This is a genomic window from Vibrio marinisediminis, assembly GCF_014050145.1.
In the GTDB taxonomy this organism is placed as follows: Bacteria; Pseudomonadota; Gammaproteobacteria; order Enterobacterales; family Vibrionaceae; genus Vibrio; species Vibrio marinisediminis.
In genome coordinates, this window is record NZ_JACFYF010000004.1 from 258,507 (window position 1) to 278,334 (window position 19,828).

Here is a 19,828-nt window from a genome sequence, read left to right on the forward strand (position 1 = left end):
CAGCAAATCACCAGTGAATGTAATTTTTTTCAAATATGTGTTGAAAACTTTGAACAGGTTGGTTAGTGTGTTGTTTAATCAATAAGAAGTGAAGAGCTTTAATAAGTATGCGTAATTTTGTAATGAATATTCATCATCACCATCACCCAGTGTAGTCTTTCGGGAGATGTACGCATACCCGGGAGGCAGGAATCTCCCGGAGGCTTAAGTCAAAGAATTTAAGAATTAACCCTCGGGAGACTAACATCTTCCGAGGGTTTTTCAGTTTTACGGCTTACAAACGTTATAAAATTCAAACATTTGCACAGGGATATCGCAATGCAAACACAACGCCTAAGAATCGCAATTCAAAAAAAAGGTCGCCTAAGCAAAGAGAGCCAATTGTTGCTCAAAAAGTGTGGTGTCAAATTTAACATTATGGGTGAGCGCCTAGTGGTTCACTCATTGAATATGCCTATTGATTTGTTACTCGTTCGTGACGATGACATCCCGGGCTTGATTATGGACGGTGTAGTCGACCTTGGCTTTATCGGTGAAAACGAACTTGAAGAAGTGCGTTTGGATCGCAAAGCGTTGGGTGAGCCGTGTGAGTTTGTTCAACTAAGAAGATTAGATTTTGGTGGTTGTCGTTTATCTATCGCCATCAATAAAGATGAGCAGTACAACGGTCCTGAAGATTTAGCGGGCAAAAGAATTGCGACAACTTACCCACAATTACTTAAAGCATATATGGATAAGCAAGGTGTGCCTTTCTCTGCTTGTATGCTGACGGGTTCGGTTGAAGTCGCTCCTCGCGCCGGTTTATCTGATGCCATCGCTGATTTAGTTTCCACTGGTGCGACATTAGAAGCCAATGGGTTGAAAGAGGCGGAAGTTATCTTCCGTTCAAAAGCGACGCTAATCCAACGTTTGGGTGAGTTTGATAAAGACAAGCAAGAGCTGATTGAAAAGCTTTTGACTCGTATGCAAGGCGTACAGCAAGCGAAAGAATCAAAGTACATTATGCTGCACGCGCCAGTGGATAGACTGGAGCAAATCAAAGCCTTATTGCCAGGTGCGGAAGATCCAACTGTATTGCCTTTGTCTGCTGAAAAACAGAAAGTGGCGGTTCACCTTGTTAGTACCGAAAACCTGTTTTGGGAAACAATGGAGCAGCTTAAAGAACTCGGCGCGAGCTCGATTCTAGTATTGCCAATTGAGAAGATGATGGAGTAACACGATGAGAACAGTTGTTTGGCCATCTCTTAGTGAAACACAGCAAGATGCGGTATTGGAGCGCCCAGCCATTACTGAAGGCGCGAATATCACCGCTGCAGTTTCTCAAGTAATCGCACAGGTACGTGAGCAGGGTGACGCAGCATTGGTGGAACTGACGCAAAAGTTTGACCGCGTGACCCCCGACTCTATTCGCGTTTCAAAATCTGACATGGATGCCGCTTCTGAGCGCTTAAGTGAGAATATGAAGCAAGCGTTGGAACAAGCATACGCCAATATTGCTAAGTTCCACAAAGCGCAGAAACCACAGCCAATTAAAGTTGAAACCCAACCGGGTGTGCTGTGTGAGCAAGTCACTCGCCCAATTCAAAAGGTTGGGCTGTATATTCCAGGGGGGAGCGCACCGCTGCCTTCAACCGTATTGATGCTGGGTGTACCCGCGCAAATTGCTGGTTGTCAGAAAGTGGTGCTTTGTTCTCCGCCACCGATTGCCGATGAAATCCTTTATGTAGCGAAGCTGTGTAATATTGATGAAGTGTATAACGTTGGTGGTGGGCAGGCGATAGCAGCCATGGCCTATGGTACTGAAACGGTTGCCAAAGTGGATAAGATTTTTGGACCAGGTAATGCCTATGTTACTGAAGCCAAGCGTCAAGTGAGCAACGATTTTCGTGGCGCAGCGATTGATATGCCAGCAGGACCTTCAGAAGTGTTGGTGATTGCCGATGAAACCGCAGACCCAGAGTTTATTGCCGCAGATTTATTAAGTCAGGCTGAACACGGACCTGATTCGCAAGTGGTGTTAGTGACGCCATCTCCAGTGCTAGCTGACCAAGTATCCGATGCTGTGCGCAGCCAACTGCAACAGTTATCCCGTGCTGACATTGCTGAGAAGGCGTTAGCGTCCAGCTTAATTGTTATTTCAGAATCGCTGACTCAAGCGATCTCTATTTCAAATTATTATGGTCCTGAGCATTTGATTGTGCAGACAAAGAACCCACGTGAATTATTGCCGCTACTCGATAATGCGGGGTCGATATTCTTGGGGGATTGGTCACCAGAATCGGCTGGCGATTATGCGTCAGGAACCAATCACGTACTGCCAACTTATGGTTATACCCGTACTTATTCTAGTTTAGGTTTGGCTGATTTCTCTAAGCGTATGACCGTTCAAGAGTTGTCAGCAGAAGGTTTACAATTATTAGCACCAACAGTTGTCACCATGGCGGAAGCCGAAGGTTTAGACGCGCACAAACGTGCGGTGACAATTCGTGTGGAAAAGCTGCTTCAACGAGGAGAAGCATAATGGAAAAGTTAGCTCGCAAGCAGGTTCAGCAGTTAACACCTTATTTATCTGCACGCCGAATTGGTGGCTGTGGTGATGTGTGGTTAAACGCCAATGAATCCCCATTTGATAATGAATATAAAACCGATTTTACCCGATTAAATCGTTACAGTGAGTGTCAGCCTAAACCGTTAATTGAAGCGTATGCGGCTTACGCGGGTGTAAAACCTGAGCAAACCTTAACCTCACGCGGTGCTGATGAAGGCATTGAGCTTCTAGTTCGCGCCTTTTGTGAGCCAGGTGAAGATGCCATTCTTTACTGCCCACCGACTTATGGCATGTACGCGATTAGTGCCGAAACGATTGGTGTTGAACGTAAAACAGTGCCACTGACAGCGGATTGGCAGCTTGATTTGGCGGCAATTGAACAAAGCCTAGAAAACGTCAAATTGGTGTTTGTCTGTAGCCCAAATAACCCAACCGGTAACTTAGTTAAGCGTGAAGATATTATTCGCTTGCTCGAGATGACCAAAGATCGCGCTATTGTGGTAATGGATGAAGCTTATATTGATTTTTGTCCTGAAGCATCGACAGTCGATTTGCTAGCTGAGTATTCGAATCTCGCGATTTTACGCACCTTATCTAAAGCTTTTGCACTGGCAGGTCTTCGTTGTGGATTTACATTAGCCAATGAAGAACTCATTAGTGTGCTGCATAAAGTGATTGCCCCTTATCCAGTGCCAATTCCAGTGGCTGATATTGCTGTCCAAGCTTTATCAGAAGCGGGACTTGCTCGCGCGAAATTCCAAGTGCTGGATCTCAACGCCAACCGAGCTTACCTACAAGTTGGTCTATCGATGATTCCGGGTGTAGAAGTTTTCGATGGTTGGGGCAACTACTTATTGGTGAAATTCCCAGAAGGTGACGCGGTATTTAAAGCGGCGTGGGACAGTGGCATTATTTTACGTAATTCACCAATAGAGAATTGTGTTCGCATTAGTGTTGGTAACCGAGATGAGTGTGAAAAAACGGTTGGCTTCATTCGTAATTATTACGCGTAAATGGTTTGTAATTGAATGAGATAATGTGCTCTGGCGTTAGGCGAGAGCGCTAAAAATAAATAAGGATGTTAAATGAGCAAGCAGCAAAAAATCTTGTTTATCGACCGTGACGGTACGTTAATTGTTGAGCCACCGATTGATTTCCAAGTTGATCGTCTTGATAAGCTGAAATTGGAGCCTTTCGTTATCCCAAGCCTCTTGGCACTGCAAGATGCAGGTTATCGCTTAGTGATGGTGACGAATCAAGATGGACTCGGTACAGATAGCTACCCACAAGCTGATTTTGATGCCCCACAAAACATGATGATGGAAATCTTTGAATCGCAGGGCGTGAAATTTGATGATGTACTGATCTGCCCACACTTTGATGAAGATAACTGTTCATGCCGTAAGCCAAAACTTGGCATGGTTAAAGAGTATCTACAAAGTGGCAAAGTGGATTTCCAACACTCAGTCGTGATTGGTGACCGAGCAACGGATCTTCAATTGGCTGAGAATATGGCGATTCAAGGCATTCAATATAATCCAGAAACCATGGGGTGGCTGCAGATCTTAAAAGATCTTACGGTAAAAGCCCGAGTGGCAGAAGTGGTGCGCACCACTAAAGAAACTGACATCCGAGTCAAAGTAAATCTTGATGAACAAGGTGGCAATCAAATCTCAACTGGGCTTGGTTTCTTCGACCATATGCTGGACCAAATTGCCACTCACGGTGGCTTCCAAATGATTTGCCAAGTGGAAGGCGATTTACATATTGATGATCACCACACCATTGAAGATACCGCATTGGCTCTCGGGCAAGCGCTAAAAGATGCACTGGGTGATAAGCGCGGTATTGGTCGCTTTGGTTTTAGCTTGCCGATGGATGAATGTTTAGCACAGTGTGCGCTTGATCTATCCGGGCGCCCATATCTTAAATTTGAGGCTGAATTTAGCCGTGAACAAGTGGGTGATCTCTCGACTGAAATGGTGGTGCACTTCTTCCGTTCACTGACGGATACTTTGGCGTGTACGCTACACCTATCCTCATCAGGTGATAACGACCACCATATCATTGAAAGTCTCTTTAAAGCCTTTGGTCGTACGCTTCGTCAGGCAATTAAAGTAGAAGGCAATGAGCTACCAAGCAGCAAAGGCGTATTGTAGGAGGCATGATGAACAATCAGAAAGTCGTCATTATTGATACCGGATGTGCCAATGTCTCATCGGTTAAGTTCGCGATAGAGCGCTTGGGCTGTGAGGTGGTGATCTCGAAAGACCCACAAGTGGTACTCGCCGCGGATAAGTTGTTTCTTCCGGGCGTAGGCACGGCTAGCGAGGCAATGAAAAACCTGCAACAGCGCAACTTGATTGAGTTGGTCAAGCAGGTTGAAAAACCATTACTTGGCATCTGTTTAGGGATGCAACTGCTGGGTAAATTCTCACAAGAGAAAGGGCAAAAAGCCAATGAGCAAGTTGAGTGTTTAGGCTTGTGTGATGGCGAAGTAAAGCTACTGCAAACCGGCGAGTTGCCATTGCCTCATATGGGCTGGAACACCGTTAAGTCGCTGCCTGAACATCCACTGTTTAAAGGCATAGAAGAGGGCGAGTACTTTTATTTTGTACACAGCTTCGCCATGCCCAAGGGCGAGTACACCATTGCCGAGTGTGATTATGGTCAACCATTTAGCGCCGCGGTACAAAGTGGCAATTATTATGGTGTTCAGTTCCACCCAGAGCGCTCAAGTACAGCGGGCTCAAAACTTATCGAAAACTTTTTAAACTTGTAAAGGGAATTACACGTGATCATTCCAGCTTTAGATTTAATTGAAGGACAGGTAGTTCGCCTTTACCAAGGAGACTACGGTCAAGTAACAGAATACAAAGTGGATCCCGCAGAGCAGTTCAATTTATACCATCAAGCGGGGGCGAATTGGCTGCACTTGGTTGATCTCACTGGTGCGAAAGATACCAATGCACGTCAGCTTGGTCTAATCGCCAAACTACTGGCGAGCACGCCTGCGAATATTCAAATCGGTGGTGGCGTTCGCAGTGAGCAAGATGTTGTTGACTTGCTTGAGGCGGGAGCCCAGCGTGTGGTGGTTGGTTCAACGGCGGTTAAGCAACCTGAGCTTGTAAAAGGTTGGATGGAGAAATACGGCGCTGAAAAAATTGTCTTGGCATTGGATATCAACATTGATGCTGATGGAACTCGCAAAGTGGCGATTTCTGGTTGGCAGGAAGATTCTGGTGTCACCATCGAAGCATTGATTGATGATTACCTTACTGTTGGTCTGAAGCACGTACTGTGTACTGACATTTCACGTGACGGCACACTGGCTGGCTCAAATGTAGAGCTCTACATTGATTTGTGCAAGCAGTACCCACAAGTGCAATTTCAGTCTTCAGGTGGCATTGGTAGCCTTGCGGATATTGAAGCATTGAAAGGCACGGGTGTTGCTGGTGTCATCGTTGGGCGTGCACTGCTGGATGGAAAATTTACCGCAGAGGAGGCATTTGCATGTTGGCAAAGCGAATAATCCCATGTCTTGATGTTCGAGATGGTCAAGTGGTGAAGGGGGTTCAGTTCCGCAATCATGAAATCATTGGTGACATCGTTCCTTTAGCAAAACGTTATGCAGAGGAAGGCGCAGATGAACTAGTTTTCTACGACATTACGGCCTCTAGTGATGGTCGAGTTGTCGACAAAAGCTGGGTTAAGCGTGTTGCGGAAGTGATCGATATTCCTTTCTGTGTCGCTGGTGGCATTAAGTCTGCGGAAGATGCGGTGCGTATTCTCGAATTTGGTGCAGACAAAGTCTCTATTAATTCGCCTGCACTGGCTAACCCCGAGCTTATTACCGATCTTGCGGATAAGTTTGGCGTGCAGTGTATCGTGGTTGGTATCGACTCCTACTATGACAAAGAGACGGGTAAATATCAGGTTTATCAATTTACTGGCGATGAAGCACGTACCAAGGCAACTCAGTGGCAGACACGTGACTGGGTGCAAGAAGTGCAAAAACGCGGTGCGGGTGAAATTGTACTGAATATGATGAACCAAGATGGCGTACGCAATGGTTACGATATTGAGCAGCTCAATATGGTTCGTGAAGTATGTAAAGTGCCTCTAATTGCCTCAGGTGGCGCAGGTGCAATGGCACACTTCGCAGAAGCATTTGAAAAAGCGAATGTCGATGGCGCATTAGCGGCGTCAGTCTTCCATAAGCAAGTGATAAACATTGGTGAACTGAAACAATATCTACTAGCGCAAGGCGTTGTAGCACGACCAGTTGAGGTGAAGATATGAGTTTTCAAGTGAGTGAGCTTGCCGCGCTGAATGAGCGGATTGATTGGCAGAAAGTGGATGGTCTTTTACCTGTGATTGTACAAGATTTTCTATCGAGTCAGGTTCTGATGATGGGGTACATGAACCAAGATGCGTTAGTCAAAACCGGTGAAACAGGGCACGTAACCTTCTTTTCTCGTACTAAGCAACGTCTTTGGACCAAAGGCGAAACCTCTGGCAATGTACTCAATTTGGTTAATGCCGCATTAGATTGTGACAATGATACTTTGTTGGTTAAGGTTAACCCTGTTGGACCAACGTGTCACACAGGAACTACAACGTGTTGGGATGCAGACAAGCAGGAAGAGTCACAATTGGTGTGGCTTCATCAGCTTGAACAACTATTGGCTGCTCGTAAAGATGCCGATCCCGACTCCTCCTACACCGCAAGTCTCTATGCTCGTGGTACCAAACGTATTTCGCAGAAAGTTGGCGAAGAGGGCGTTGAAGTCGCGCTTGCGGCAACGTCGGGTGATAGGGCGGAATTAGTCTGTGAATCTGCGGATCTGATCTATCACTTGTTCGTATTGTTACAAGATCAAGGTTTGTCGTTTAATGATGTGATTAATAAACTGAAAGAGCGACACAAGTAGAATCGTGCAACGTGAAAACACGTAGCTGAGAGTAAAAAGCCGTAACGAATCGTTACGGCTTTCCTTTTTTTATGCCGTTCACATTTCAAATAAGAAATAGTAGCCGTAGCCGACGATAAGAGCAGGAATGGAAGAGTAGATGGTTGCAACCAATGCCGCTTTTGGCGCCAGTGCAATCGCGGGGAATAGTGCATCACCATCGTTGGAAATGGCATTGGCAAGCTGTGCAGAAAGTGGAGCCGCGCCAGAGATATAAAGGCTAGTTACTAAAATTTGTGGTCCACAACCGGGTAGCATACCCACGACTAGTCCCATCAATGGCATGTAGGCACCCCAGCCTGAAAACAGCGCGGCTAAATCTATATGTCCAAAGTATGTAATTAGCTCGAACACCATGAAAGCAACAATAACCCAAGCGGTGACAAAGTTAGTGTCTTGCGCCGCTTTTTGTAAAGGATGGGAGGTAATACATTTTCTATCTTCAGATACCGTTGACTCGTAGTCTTTGATCTCTTTGGTCATCGCCCAAAGCAGCATGCTAGTGATAATTAAAATGGTGCCAATCCACTCAATACTCATCGAAGGAATATGCAGCAATTGGTTGATGTCTATTTGGAATGAACCCAGCGCAGCAATAATGGTGGCTGGCACGAGCAACCACTTCCAGAAAGCGCCTTGAAGGTTAATCGCCTTTTGTTCGAATGGCGTATGAACTTGTTCTGCTTTGCAACAACTTAACGGCATCACTTTTTTAAGTTGAGGGCGTAAGAAGTCATCGTTGTGGATGGCATTAACAACCAAGCCCGAGATACAGCCTACAACGACGCCAATGATCATCACGAATAGACCAATATCAGGTTTGCTGGCGAGTAATAGGAAAGCAGCATCACCCATGGTGGCGGTTAATACGGCAACGACTGCACCAAAGCCAACTCGACCGCTAACAAATTGAGTGGTAACAATAATTGCACCCCCACAGCCGGGCAGTGCGCCTAACAGAGCTGAAAACAGTACTTGATAACGACGTGAGTTATTGAAAAGAGCGACGACCTTATTCTCTTTGCTCATCAGCAACGAGATATAGTGGTAAATAGCCAGAGTAAAGGCGACGTAACAAGAGACAGCCCAGAATGCATCAGAAAGAGTGTTTACGGTTACCTCTTGGGTTGCTTCGGTGGCAACCAAGGCAATCAGGGTAATAGGCAATAGCATTCGTTTGTATGCTAGATGGAACTGGTTAAGCGAAAGTAGACTTGAAAGCTTTGTTGTAATTGAAGAGTCCATACTGACAGCCCAATAAAAATGATTCTCATTATTACTATATGCAAATGAGAATTATTTGCAATAGTAATTTGCAGTGATACTTTTTGAACCCCATGAGCTGAAACCGATGACAAATTACAAAAATCAGCTAAAATGTCCGCTTTGATAAGTAAATAGCCTGATCTTTCTTCAAATGAGAGAAACACTGCGGTGTTTATATGGGCACGTAACAGACTTAAATAGGAAGAGCAATGATTCTAGTTGTAGGTCACAAAAACCCTGATAGTGATAGTATCTGTAGCGCTATCGTAGCCACTGAACTGCTAAAAGCACGTGGTGAGGAAGCAATGCCAATTCGCCAAGGCGAAATCAACCGTGAAACGCAACACATCCTTGAAGTAGCAGGCGCTGAATCTCCAGCACTACGTACTTCGGTTGCTGGTGAGAATATTTGGCTAGTTGATTACTCAGATCTAGCACAAGCACCAGATGATGTGGCTGAAGCTGAAATTCTAGGTATTGTTGATCACCACCGTCTAGGTGATGTAATGACAGTAAACCCAATGGAAGCTTGGATCTGGCCTGTGGGTTGTACAAACACTGTACTATTCAACATGTTTAAGATTGAAGGTCATCAGATCACTCCTCAAATCGCTAAACTAATGATGTCTGCAATTCTTTCAGACACGGTTGGTTTTGCTTCTCCAACTTGTACTCAAAAAGACAAAGATGCTGTTGCTGAACTTGCGGCAATTGCTGATGTTGCTGATGTTGATGCATTCATTAAAGATCTTCTAATTGCTAAAACTGACATTGAAGGTCTTTCAGCTGCTGAACTCGTTGAAAAAGATCTTAAAGGCTACCCATTTAACGGTCGTGATGTTGTTGTTGGTCAGGTTGAGCTAGCAACTCTAGAGCAAGTTGACGGCATGATTGAAGCGCTAGAAGCAGATCTAGAGCGTCGTTGTACTGAAGAGTCACTAGCATTCGCAGCGGTAATGCTGACAGATATTACAACAGCGCAAACTCGTCTTCTTTACAAAGGTGAGTGGGCAGAGAAGCTAGTTAAGCATGAAAAAGATGGCATGCTAATGATGGAAAACACGCTAAGCCGCAAGAAACAAGGCTGGCCGTGGCTTCAAACTGAGCTTGCTTAATTGCTTAATTGCTTAAGTGTTTAAGTGTTTAGAAAACCCGTCTTTGGACGGGTTTTTTATTACTGCAACATTTTACGCAGTGGCGCAGAGCGAGCTACGTTGACCGCATTATCCAATATCCCTTCACGCTGGTAGCGTAGAATTAACTTTTCGAGTACGGGAATGACTTGCTGGCGATTCATTCCACTGGCTAATTCCGGTTCATACAGTAATTTAAGCAAGATAACATCAAGCGGTGAGAGTAAGTCATCCGGGGTATGATCGTTAAAAATGGACGGGTAGGCGAGTTCTGAGTCGTTAGGTAACCCCATCACTTGGGTGATTTCTTCTATCACGCAAGCGAGCAGTTTTCCATGGGCGCGACTTTGATCTACCGGGATGATAATAGCGGCGTGTACTATTTGTTGATCAACTGGCGAGAGACGGTAGCCAGCTTTGCATATCGCTCCTCGGCTATTTTTAAATGCGTGTGGTCCAATTTCTTGGTTAATATCCTGCTCCCACAACGATTCACGGCTAAACAGCCAGATGACATTGGCTTTTTGCCTAGAATTGACTCGGGAAATTGGATGTGAAGTGATTTGCCGTAAGTGAGCAATATGTGCATCGACCAATTGGTCATGCAATTGCTGATCGCCCACTTTATGCTCAACCCAAATCTTGATGGGTTGACGCCATTTCACCAACGGCTTATCACCTTGGGAATACTCATTTTTTAGCGCAACATCTAAAAACGCATTACGAACAAATGATGGGTCTAACCACGTATCAGCGGTGGCATTGACGCTTATCGAGTAGAGCAGTGCGAGTATAAGACAGGCGATCCTTGCCATCGTCTGAGTCCTTACTTAAAACTTGGCGCCTTATTAAAGTGGCTTTCAACCAAGCGTTGAGTGATAGGATTTTGAGGGTTACTCAGTACCTTATGCGTGTCACCCGATTCCACTACATCGCCTTCGTGCATCACCATAATTTTATCAGTGATGTGCTTTACGGTACCGATATGTTGCGATACATAAACGAAAGATACGCCCATCTCCTCTTGGAGTTCTAAGAAGAGGTTGATGATTTGCGAACGCATTGCCATATCTAAACCATTTAATGCCTCATCTGCGACAATAATCGATGGTTGAAGAATTAACGCACGCGCTAGGCAAACACGCTGTTTTTGCCCTGTTGCAAGCATTTGTGGATAAAAATAGGCGTGTTCTGGTAGCAAACCCACTCTAAGTAAGGTGTCTTTTACCCTTTTTACTCGCGCCTCTGGTGGCATGTTGGTATTTCGCTTGAGTGGTCCTTCAAGAATATTACCAATCTGGATTTTCGGGTTTAAAGACGTATTCGGGTCTTGGAAGATCATCCGAATCAGCTTGCATCGTGTGGAGTAATCTTTGTGCTCAAGTAAATCACCGTTTACACGAATTTCACCGGAAGTTGGTTCGACCATTCCAGCTAGCATGCGCGCTAGAGTCGACTTGCCAGAGCCATTTTGACCAATAAAACCAATGGTTTGCCCTGCCTCCAAAGTAAAGCTAACCGGTTTGACTGCGTGATACTCTTTCTTACGCAGCAAGCCTGGACGGGTAACAAATATCTTTGACAGATCAGTAACTTCTAATAGTGCGCTCATCCTTTTTTCTCCATGTTGAGAGGGAAGTGACAAGCGTATTTATGATTCTTAATTCTTTGTGGCATCGGAATTTCCACGCACTGGCGTTGCGCGTAAGGGCAGCGAGGACCAAGACGACAGCCAATCGGTAAATGCTGTAGCGGAGGAATACTGCCCGGTAGTGATTGTAATTTCTGCTTGTGCGGAATCCATTCGGAAAAGTCCGGCATCGCTTTAAGTAGCGCAGCAGTATAAGGGTGCTTAGGTTTTGCCAAGATTTTATTGGTGTCGGCAGATTCTACTGACTGACCACAATACATCACCGTAATACGGTCGGCCCACTGGGTGATGGTGGTGAGATCGTGTCCAATCAACATAATGCTGGTGTTGTTGATCTGATTCATACGACTGAGCAGACGCAGAATTTGCGACTGTGTGATTGGGTCAAGGTCATTGGTTGGTTCATCGGCAATAAGCAATTTAGGCTTGGCAGCAATCGCCATGGCAATCATCACTTTTTGACATTCACCATCGGTTAACTCATAAGGGTAACTACTCATGATTTGACGGTGGTTTTTAATGCCCACTTTGTGCAATAGCGCGGTAGCCTGTTTTCGACGCCAGTGGAAGCGTTGCCACCACTTACCATCAAATGAAAGAGAAGGTATGGACTCGATCAACTGCTTACCCACTTCTTCCGAAGGGTCTAAACAGGTTGATGGCTCTTGAAAGATCATTGCAATATCACGCGCAATGACGCGGCGCCTCTCGCGTGGTGTCAGTTGCAGTAAATCAATATTACCTAAGCGCATTCGGTCGGCAGTGACCTTCCAGTTGTCTTTGCAGACACCGACAATGGCTTTGGCTACAAGGCTTTTCCCTGAACCTGATTCTCCAACCAAGCCACGAATTTCGCCTTCGTTGAGCGTCATACTCATACGATCAACGGCTTTGACCATGCCTTGCGGTGTCGCAATCTCAATTGTTAAGTGTCGAATATCAAGTAATGGCATTATTCAACCCCTGCATTCAGAGCTTGGCGCACGCCTTCACCCACTAAGTTAACCACAACAACCGTAAACATAATTGCTAATCCTGGCAGTGTAACTGTCCATGGAGCCAAATAAATTAACTCAACGGAATCACCCAAAATAGCGCCCCATTCAGCACTTGGTGCTTGAGCGCCAAGACCTAGGAAACCTAAAGCGGTAATGTCGAGAATGGCAATCGAGAATGCCAAGGTAAATTCGGTGGCAAAGACAACCAGTACGTTAGGTAAAATTGAGTTCCACAGTAGGTAGAAGTTGTTGGCGCCATCTAAACGCGCCGCCATTATGTAGTCTTTCTCAACTTCATTGTGCACTGCGAGATAAACAGAGCGAACAAATCTTGGTATTAAGGCAATACAAATCGCCAGCAATACATTGAATTCACCAAAACCAAGAAAGGCAACAAAGATGATCGCCAGTAGCAATGAAGGGATAGACATCACAGTGTCGAGCAGGTGGTTAAGGGTGCTGGAAACCAACCCTTTGGTCATGCCCGCCAGTGTGCCAATAACACAACCGATAGCCGCTGCAATAACGGTAATAATCACAGCAGCACCAAACGTAGGCTGAGAGCCGACAATCAAGCGTGACAAAATATCACGACCCAAATCATCGGTGCCTAAGAAATACTCAACGGTTCCCGCAGGGTTCCATGAAGGAGGTAGGAGCAACTCACCGCTTTGAGCTTGAGGATCGTGTGGTGTAATCAATGGTGCCGCTATGGTGATGAGCACGATAAGAATCAGGCACCACAAGCCAAACATAGCTAAGCTGTTGGTTTTATAACTGCGCCAAAACCGCTCAAACTGAGTTGGAATACGCTCTTCTTGATAAACGTTATCGGTTAGCATACCACTCTTTCCTTACTAGCGGGTTAATCATCGCTCCAATCAAATCAGACAGAATGTTGGCCGTTAACACTAAGGTTGCGACAACAATCACGCCAGCTTGAATAGAGACATAATCTTGGTTGGAAAGGGCGTCTAGTAACCAACGTCCGATGCCTGGCCAGTTAAAAATAGATTCGGTCACGATAGTTAGCGTCAACATACTTGATAGCTGTACGCCAATTTTTGGAATAATAGGTGGAATTGCGTTGCGTAGTACGTGCTGAGTGACAATCTCACGAGTTGTCAAACCTTTAATGCGTGCTGCGCGGATGTAGTTTTTACTCATGACTTCAGAGACAGACGTTCTCATTAAACCAATAACTTGCGTTGTTGGAGCCAATGCCAACACTAAACATGGCAATATCAGGTGGTCAATAACGCTTTGCAGTGCGTAAGCACGCTGTGGTCCTTCGAGCAAGAAGGAGTCAATCAACGCGAACCCCGTAATATGATCAATTTGATAAAGAAGATCGTAGCGCCCTGCAACTGGAAAAACTTGATAGTTCAGAGAAAAAGCCATGATCATCAATAGTGCTACCCAAAAAATAGGCGCAGAGTAGCCTGACATTGAAGTAAAGGAGATCACGGTATCAACCCATTTCCCTTGCTTCATTCCAGCAAGAGTACCAATTGGAATACCGATGATCAGTGAAATGATAAATGCGATGAGTACCAATTCTAATGTGGCTGGAAAAACCAGCTTAAGCTCGTCCCAAATAGGCACGCCAGCTCTATTCACACCAAAATTTAGTTGAGACAATTCACCTAAGTATGAACTCCATCCCCCCCAAAAGCTTTGCATTGCCCAATGGGATGTCGGGTCAAGGCGTAATAGCCCATATCCAACGATGGTTAAGATCAATAATGTAATAATAAATAAGTTCAGTCGTCGAACGGTATAGAGAAACATCTAGCGAATCCTCTCTACTTGGTCGAATGGCTGAGCGTTAAATGGGCTCATTTTAAAACCTACTAATGAACTATCATGCGCTTGGAACTGCATACCATGATTAAGCGGTATAACGGGGAATTCACTATTCAATATGTTCTGCGCTTGTTTATACAAGTTGACTCGGTAACGTGGTGTTTCCACTTCTAAAGCTAAATCAAGCAAGAAGTCGAAATCGGAATTACACCAACGAGAGATATTTTGCCCAGCACGCTCTGAATCACAAGAGAGTAGTGGTCTCAGGAAGTTGTCAGGGTCGCCTGTATCGGCAATCCAGCCCGTTAAGAAAAGATCGACCTTATCGGTATTTCCCGTCACTTGGCTACTAAAGCGGTCATCGGTTAAGAGATTCAGCGTAATGCCTATATCCGCCATGTTAGCTTGGATAAGCTCAGCGGTTTTTCGAGGGCTTGGGTTGTATGAACGTGGCTCTAGTGGCACTAACATATTCAGTGTTAGACCTTCAGAATATCCAGCGTCGCGTAATAAAGCTATCGCATAGTTACGGTCATAACGGATTTGAATGCTATCACCATTATACGCCCAAGAGTTCTGTGGCAGTACCGAAAACGCTTGGCTACCTGTTCCATAATAGACAGAGTCTAAAATGTTTTGGCGATTAATCGCATGATTCAATGCGCGGCGAACGCGAACATCACTCAGCGCGGGGTGCTCAGTATTGACTGCAATGTACGAAATGTTCATCGCCGGTTTCACGTTTAAAGTTAGCTCATCGTGCGCTTTAATGGTTGGTATTTGGCTTGAACGAGGTGAGGTTAATACATCGCACTCATTACGGAGCAGTTTGGCGAGTGTGCCAGTACCGCGGTGAGAAATATCAAACACCACTTGCTTCATTTTCGCCTCGCCAGCCCAGTAAAATGGGTGGCGTTTTAATCGTACCAAGTCGTTAACTTGGAATTCGTTTAGATAAAAGGGACCCGTTCCAACAGGGTGGCTATCTATCATTGCCAGTTCATCAGCTAAGCGAAGTTGTCCAGCGTACTCTTTAGAGTGGATCACGGCATGGCTAGTGGCAATATTTGATAAGAAGGTATTGTCCGGTTTTGCCAGCACAAATTTCACTTTGTATTCATCAATGGCGATGACATCGAGTAGTGAGTTTTGGAAATTGATACCACTAAACCATGGGTACAGACCACCGCCAACCATATGGAAAGGATGGGATGGGTCGATAATACGACGAAAACTGAATACCACATCGTCAGCCGTCAAAGTTCGCGACGGCGTAAACCATGCAGTGCTTTGAAAAGAGACACCTTTTTTCAGCGTAAACAGGTATTCCGTTCCCGATTCATTAACTTGCCAGCTTTCAGCAATGCTTGCCTTTGGTTGGTAAGTAGTAGAATCAAGCGTTAGTAGAGTATCAAAAAGCTGCGAACTCAACGTTTCAGACGTAATACCGCTATCAACCAATTGAGGGTTAAAGGTCGCGGGCCCTGCTTGACCACAGAATACGAACCCTGTTTGGCGTGCTTTTTCGTGATTGATCTCCTCACCACAACCGGTTAAAAAACCAGCAGCAAAGAAACTCAGTGTCAATTGTATGAATGCTCTCATAAGATTTCGCGTTTATAGCGCAATGGAACCCTCAATTATGCCTAAGGGTTCTAGCATTGACTACTACTTGTTGATACAAAGCGCTTCCTTGAATGTATATTTAAATAGCCAGTAGATAAGGATTATTTACTCTCACGAGTCAAATTGTACTTCCTCACCATACCTCTTAGCTGATGATAGCTTAGCCCAAGCAGGTCAGCGGCCTTACGTTGATTATATTTACTTTGCTCCATCGCCGCCGTTAGCAGCGATTGGTCTTGCTGTTCTTGCCACTCTTTGTAATCGAGTGGGAACTCAAATTCAGAGGCTTGAGTTGTTGTCTTCACTTGGTTTTCACTGTCCGTGCTGATAGCGCGAGCAAATGGGTCAAATATCAACTCATCAATTGGGTACTCTGACTCACCGTGTTGGTAAACAGCACGTTCCACGACATTCTTTAGCTCTCGCACATTACCCGGCCACGGGTATTCAAGTAGATCTTGCTCCGCTTGACCGCTAAAACCAACAAAGTATTCAAAGCCCAGTTCACGACACATCTTGATTGCGTAGTATTCGGCAAGCAACATGATGTCTTCTTTTCTTTCACGTAGCGGTGGTAGGTGGATCACATCAAAAGCAAGCCTATCCAGTAAATCTGCACGGAATGCGCCTTCTTCTGCCATTGCGGGTAAGTCTGCATTGGTTGCACAAACTAAGCGCACATTTGCGCTGAGTAAATCATGTCCACCGACACGTTCATATTGACCGTATTCAATAACTCGGAGTAGCTTCTCTTGTACTCGCAATGGCGCGGTGGCGAGTTCATCCAAAAAGAGTGTGCCGTTTTCCGCGCGCTCAAATCGTCCTTTGTGGCGTCCTTTAGAACCAGTAAACGAGCCAGACTCATGTCCAAAGAGCTCAGAGTCAATCAGACCTTCGCTTAAAGCGGAACAATTTAACGATATTAAAGGTTGATCCCAGCGTTTAGACAAATAGTGAAGCCGCTGTGCAATCAGTTCTTTACCTGTTCCTCGCTCGCCTATGATCAGTATAGGTCGTTCGATAGTCGCAAGCTTGGAGACTTTATCAAGAACGGAGAGAAAAGCAGGGGATTCGCCAATCAAATTTTGCTGCATAGTGAACAAGGCTCGTTAAGGTTGGTAAATTTAACCTATAGTTGGTTAAATTTGTCATCCATACAAGGCTTTATTTGGTTGTTTTTTTGTAAGGTGTTGAATTTAAATGAATTTAAAAATTGGCACGGGAATTGATAATGTAATCATGTCAACACATTAATATGATGAACAGTCAAAGGAGTCGTCCATGGGTATTTTTTCTCGTTTCGCCGATATCGTGAATTCAAACATCAGCGCCTTACTGGATAAAGCGGAAGATCCTGAAAAAATGATCCGCCTAATTATTCAAGAAATGGAAGACACGCTGGTTGAAGTTCGTACCAATTCAGCCAAAGCGATTGCTGACAAAAAAGAGTTGGCGCGCAAAGTGGAAGCCATTGAGGATCAAGTTCAAGATTGGCAGCAAAAAGCTACGTTGGCTCTAACTAAGCAACGTGATGATCTTGCGCGTTCTGCGCTGATTGAGAAGCAAAAGTTGCAAGATGTTTTAAAAGGTCTGCATACAGAGCAAACCTTGGTTGAAGAGACCATCAACAAATTGACCGGTGAAATTGGTAAGCTAGAAAGCAAAATCACTGAAACACGTGCTAAACAGCAAGCGTTGGCTATTCGTAGCCAAACGGCTTCAAATCGTCGTGATGTTCAACGTCATTTACATACTGCGCGTACCAGCGAAGCAATGGCGAAATTTGACCAATATTCGCGTAAGATTGATGAGCTTGAAGCTGAAGCTGACTTGTATGCTAAAACAGGTAATGGAAAGTCGCTTGATCAAGAATTTGCCGAGTTACAAGCTCAAGATGAGATTGAGCAAGAGCTGGCAAAACTTAAGCAGCAAATGGAAGAAAAGAAATAGTCATTGCTTGATACCCCATGCACAGGGGTATGGCATAGGCGGGTAGAATGTCTACCTGCCTGATGTAGATTAATTTAGGAGTTACTTATGTCATCGTTTTGGATTGCCGGACCACTGATCGTTTTCCTGATTTTTGTGGCTCCACTATGGCTGCTTCTTCATTATCGCAGCAAACGAAAAACCAGCAGTGGCTTATCGCAAGAAGATTACCAACGTCTACAGACGCTGTCTGAACGCGCGGAATCGATGCAAAAACGTGTTGAGACATTAGAACGAATTCTTGATGCGGAGTCGCCAAACTGGAGGCGCAACTATGAGTAAAGAGCTTTATCGTGATCCAATCAACGGCAAGCTAACCGGTGTCTGTGCTGGTCTCGCCAATTACATTGGTGCAGAGGTCTGGTTAGTGCGTATTTTGGTTATTTCAGCCGCACTATTGGGTGGGTCCTTCTTAGTGGTGCTGGCTTATCTCGCGTTAACCTTAATGGTAGAAAAACAGCCAGCCAACTACGTTGAGAGCTTGAAAACACAGCAAGAACACACGCTAAAAGACAAGCCATGGCAAGCGGGTCAGTCCCCAGAGCAGTTGCTAAATACGCTTGATAAAGACTTTGGACAATTAGAAGAGAAGGTACGTCGGATGGAAGCCTATGTCACTTCAGATACGTTCAAAGTTAACCGCGAGTTTAGTAAACTCTAGTTCTTTCTAATCAGAGAGGCATGATTAGCCTCTCAAGTTATTCTTTTTATTAATGAATATTCCGCTTAAAGTGGCGGAGTAGAGTTCGGTCATCTATCTTTTGTTAAAGGCTGTAAAAGCCCGCTCAACAAATGGATGATTGATTATGCTCAAGATACTCTTCCCACTTGCTGTAACCGTTGGATTATTTGGTTGTGGCAAGGAGCTTCCTCCTGTACCTGAGCCGGACTCACGTCCTGCCAAACTGTTCTCTGTTACTGTTGGTAACTCAGCTTTTGAGCGTCGTTTCCCTGCGACTACAGAAGCTGGCGACCGAGCCGTACTCGCTTTTCGTGTCCCCGGATTACTACAAACCATTGATGTCGTCGCTGGAGAGCCCGTGGTAAAAGGTCAGGTGCTCGCCACACTTAACCCCGATCAATATGAATTGTTGTCTAAGCAAGCTCAGGCGCAATATCGTTTAGCTGATGTCCAATATCAAAGAAACAAAAAACTACGTAGAGACAAAGTGGTCTCGGAACAGGACTTTGACCAAGCTAAAGCGAACCGCAATTCAGCTCGAGCCATGCTCGACCAAGCCAATGCCAACTTACGTTATACCAAGTTAGTTGCGCCATATGACGGCACTATTTCGCTTATTCCTGCGGAAAACCATGAGTATATTGAGGCCAAAAAAGGGGTGATGAATATCCAGACCAATAGTCTGATGAAGGTATTTTTTCAGCTTCCCGATCATTTGTTTGGTCGATACTCAACTGGGGCGAATCCTGAGGCATACATGTCGTTTGATGCGTTTCCAGGTGGTGAGTATTTGCTTTCGTTTCAAGAAATAGATACTGAAGCAGACCCGAAAACGGGCTCATACAAAGTCACCATGATAATGGAACGCCCACCCAATACCGGTATTCTTCCGGGTATGTCCGGCACTATTCGTGTTGTTGCCGCCTCTTCTACTGCAACCAGTATTCCTACCTCGGCGCTATTTAACGAAAACGGCAAAACTTGTGTTTGGCGTGTCAATCAAGACGGCATAGTGGAGAAAGCCGCGATAGAGCTCGACGACAAAAAGCAAGTGGTGTCGGGTCTCAATGATGGTGATCAAATTGTAATGTCAGGTGTCAGCGGTATAGAGGCCGGGATTAAAGTTCGTGAATGGGTTAAAGAGAGGGGGCTGTAA

At 45.1% G+C, this 19,828-nt stretch carries 21 protein-coding genes and 1 other annotated feature; of the genes, 13 read left to right on the forward strand and 8 right to left on the reverse strand.

The annotated features are described in order from the left end of the window. Positions 1 to 130: 130 nt before the first annotated feature. Positions 131 to 266, forward strand: a sequence feature (His leader region). Between the two features lie 52 nt (positions 267 to 318). From hisG to hisIE, 8 genes are all read left to right on the forward strand, one after another. Further along, positions 319 to 1,215, forward strand: coding sequence for an ATP phosphoribosyltransferase (gene hisG, locus H2O73_RS09535; protein WP_182108614.1), 897 nt, complete (start codon positions 319 to 321; stop codon positions 1,213 to 1,215). 4 nt (positions 1,216 to 1,219) lie between these two features. Beyond that, positions 1,220 to 2,521, forward strand: coding sequence for a histidinol dehydrogenase (gene hisD / locus H2O73_RS09540; RefSeq protein WP_182108615.1), 1,302 nt, complete (start codon positions 1,220 to 1,222; stop codon positions 2,519 to 2,521). Further along, on the forward strand, positions 2,521 to 3,561 hold the full coding sequence (gene hisC / locus H2O73_RS09545) for a histidinol-phosphate transaminase (RefSeq protein ID WP_182108616.1): 1,041 nt from the start codon (positions 2,521 to 2,523) through the stop codon (positions 3,559 to 3,561). The genes hisD and hisC overlap by 1 nt, the downstream gene beginning before the upstream one ends. A 72-nt stretch (positions 3,562 to 3,633) precedes the next feature. Next, complete coding sequence (gene hisB / locus H2O73_RS09550; RefSeq protein ID WP_182108617.1) at positions 3,634 to 4,707, forward strand: bifunctional histidinol-phosphatase/imidazoleglycerol-phosphate dehydratase HisB; 1,074 nt, start codon at positions 3,634 to 3,636, stop codon at positions 4,705 to 4,707. Between the two features lie 8 nt (positions 4,708 to 4,715). After that, positions 4,716 to 5,330, forward strand: a complete 615-nt coding sequence (hisH, locus tag H2O73_RS09555; protein ID WP_182108618.1) for an imidazole glycerol phosphate synthase subunit HisH — start codon at positions 4,716 to 4,718, stop codon at positions 5,328 to 5,330. A gap of 12 nt (positions 5,331 to 5,342) precedes the next feature. Further along, entirely contained in the window at positions 5,343 to 6,080 is a 738-nt protein-coding gene (gene hisA / locus H2O73_RS09560; protein WP_182108619.1) for a 1-(5-phosphoribosyl)-5-[(5-phosphoribosylamino)methylideneamino]imidazole-4-carboxamide isomerase, read from the forward strand. Next, complete coding sequence (hisF, locus tag H2O73_RS09565; protein WP_182108620.1) at positions 6,062 to 6,850, forward strand: imidazole glycerol phosphate synthase subunit HisF; 789 nt, start codon at positions 6,062 to 6,064, stop codon at positions 6,848 to 6,850. Before hisA ends, hisF begins: the two co-directional genes overlap by 19 nt. Beyond that, complete coding sequence (hisIE, locus tag H2O73_RS09570) at positions 6,847 to 7,482, forward strand: bifunctional phosphoribosyl-AMP cyclohydrolase/phosphoribosyl-ATP diphosphatase HisIE (protein ID WP_182108621.1); 636 nt, start codon at positions 6,847 to 6,849, stop codon at positions 7,480 to 7,482. Before hisF ends, hisIE begins: the two co-directional genes overlap by 4 nt. Positions 7,483 to 7,560: 78 nt before the next feature. Here the strand turns inward: hisIE and H2O73_RS09575 are convergent, their stop codons facing one another. Further along, a complete protein-coding gene (locus tag H2O73_RS09575; RefSeq protein WP_182108622.1) occupies positions 7,561 to 8,766 on the reverse strand; it encodes a putative manganese transporter in 1,206 nt (401 codons plus the stop codon). Positions 8,767 to 8,996: 230 nt separating this feature from the next. On the opposite strand from H2O73_RS09575, the gene H2O73_RS09580 reads away from it, so the two are divergent. Next, on the forward strand, positions 8,997 to 9,902 hold the full coding sequence (locus H2O73_RS09580) for a manganese-dependent inorganic pyrophosphatase (RefSeq protein WP_182108623.1): 906 nt from the start codon (positions 8,997 to 8,999) through the stop codon (positions 9,900 to 9,902). Between the two features lie 59 nt (positions 9,903 to 9,961). Here the strand turns inward: H2O73_RS09580 and H2O73_RS09585 are convergent, their stop codons facing one another. From H2O73_RS09585 to pspF, 7 genes are all read right to left on the reverse strand, one after another. Beyond that, entirely contained in the window at positions 9,962 to 10,735 is a 774-nt protein-coding gene (locus tag H2O73_RS09585; RefSeq protein ID WP_182108624.1) for a DUF2927 domain-containing protein, read from the reverse strand. An 11-nt stretch (positions 10,736 to 10,746) separates the two neighbouring features. Next, positions 10,747 to 11,532 carry a peptide ABC transporter ATP-binding protein gene (locus tag H2O73_RS09590; RefSeq protein ID WP_182108625.1) on the reverse strand — a complete coding sequence of 262 codons (786 nt, stop codon included), beginning with the start codon at positions 11,530 to 11,532 and terminating at the stop codon, positions 10,747 to 10,749. Beyond that, positions 11,529 to 12,524: a peptide ABC transporter ATP-binding protein gene (locus tag H2O73_RS09595; RefSeq protein WP_182108626.1), complete on the reverse strand. Its 996-nt coding sequence runs from the start codon at positions 12,522 to 12,524 to the stop codon at positions 11,529 to 11,531. The genes H2O73_RS09590 and H2O73_RS09595 overlap by 4 nt, the downstream gene beginning before the upstream one ends. Further along, complete coding sequence (gene sapC, locus H2O73_RS09600) at positions 12,524 to 13,411, reverse strand: putrescine export ABC transporter permease SapC (RefSeq protein WP_182108627.1); 888 nt, start codon at positions 13,409 to 13,411, stop codon at positions 12,524 to 12,526. The genes H2O73_RS09595 and sapC overlap by 1 nt, the downstream gene beginning before the upstream one ends. Beyond that, on the reverse strand, positions 13,398 to 14,360 hold the full coding sequence (locus H2O73_RS09605) for an ABC transporter permease (RefSeq protein WP_182108628.1): 963 nt from the start codon (positions 14,358 to 14,360) through the stop codon (positions 13,398 to 13,400). Before H2O73_RS09605 ends, sapC begins: the two co-directional genes overlap by 14 nt. Continuing rightward, positions 14,361 to 15,980: an ABC transporter substrate-binding protein gene (locus H2O73_RS09610; protein ID WP_182108629.1), complete on the reverse strand. Its 1,620-nt coding sequence runs from the start codon at positions 15,978 to 15,980 to the stop codon at positions 14,361 to 14,363. Positions 15,981 to 16,102: 122 nt separating this feature from the next. After that, positions 16,103 to 17,095 (reverse strand): phage shock protein operon transcriptional activator, encoded by a 993-nt coding sequence (gene pspF / locus H2O73_RS09615; RefSeq protein WP_182108630.1) that lies wholly within the window; start codon positions 17,093 to 17,095, stop codon positions 16,103 to 16,105. Between the two features lie 187 nt (positions 17,096 to 17,282). On the opposite strand from pspF, the gene pspA reads away from it, so the two are divergent. From pspA to H2O73_RS09635, 4 genes are all read left to right on the forward strand, one after another. Then, positions 17,283 to 17,951, forward strand: coding sequence for a phage shock protein PspA (gene pspA / locus H2O73_RS09620; protein ID WP_182108631.1), 669 nt, complete (start codon positions 17,283 to 17,285; stop codon positions 17,949 to 17,951). An 87-nt stretch (positions 17,952 to 18,038) separates the two neighbouring features. Continuing rightward, entirely contained in the window at positions 18,039 to 18,272 is a 234-nt protein-coding gene (gene pspB / locus H2O73_RS09625) for an envelope stress response membrane protein PspB (RefSeq protein ID WP_182108632.1), read from the forward strand. After that, positions 18,265 to 18,651, forward strand: a complete 387-nt coding sequence (gene pspC, locus H2O73_RS09630; protein ID WP_182108633.1) for an envelope stress response membrane protein PspC — start codon at positions 18,265 to 18,267, stop codon at positions 18,649 to 18,651. The genes pspB and pspC overlap by 8 nt, the downstream gene beginning before the upstream one ends. 145 nt (positions 18,652 to 18,796) lie before the next feature. Next, positions 18,797 to 19,828, forward strand: a complete 1,032-nt coding sequence (locus H2O73_RS09635) for an efflux RND transporter periplasmic adaptor subunit (RefSeq protein WP_182108634.1) — start codon at positions 18,797 to 18,799, stop codon at positions 19,826 to 19,828.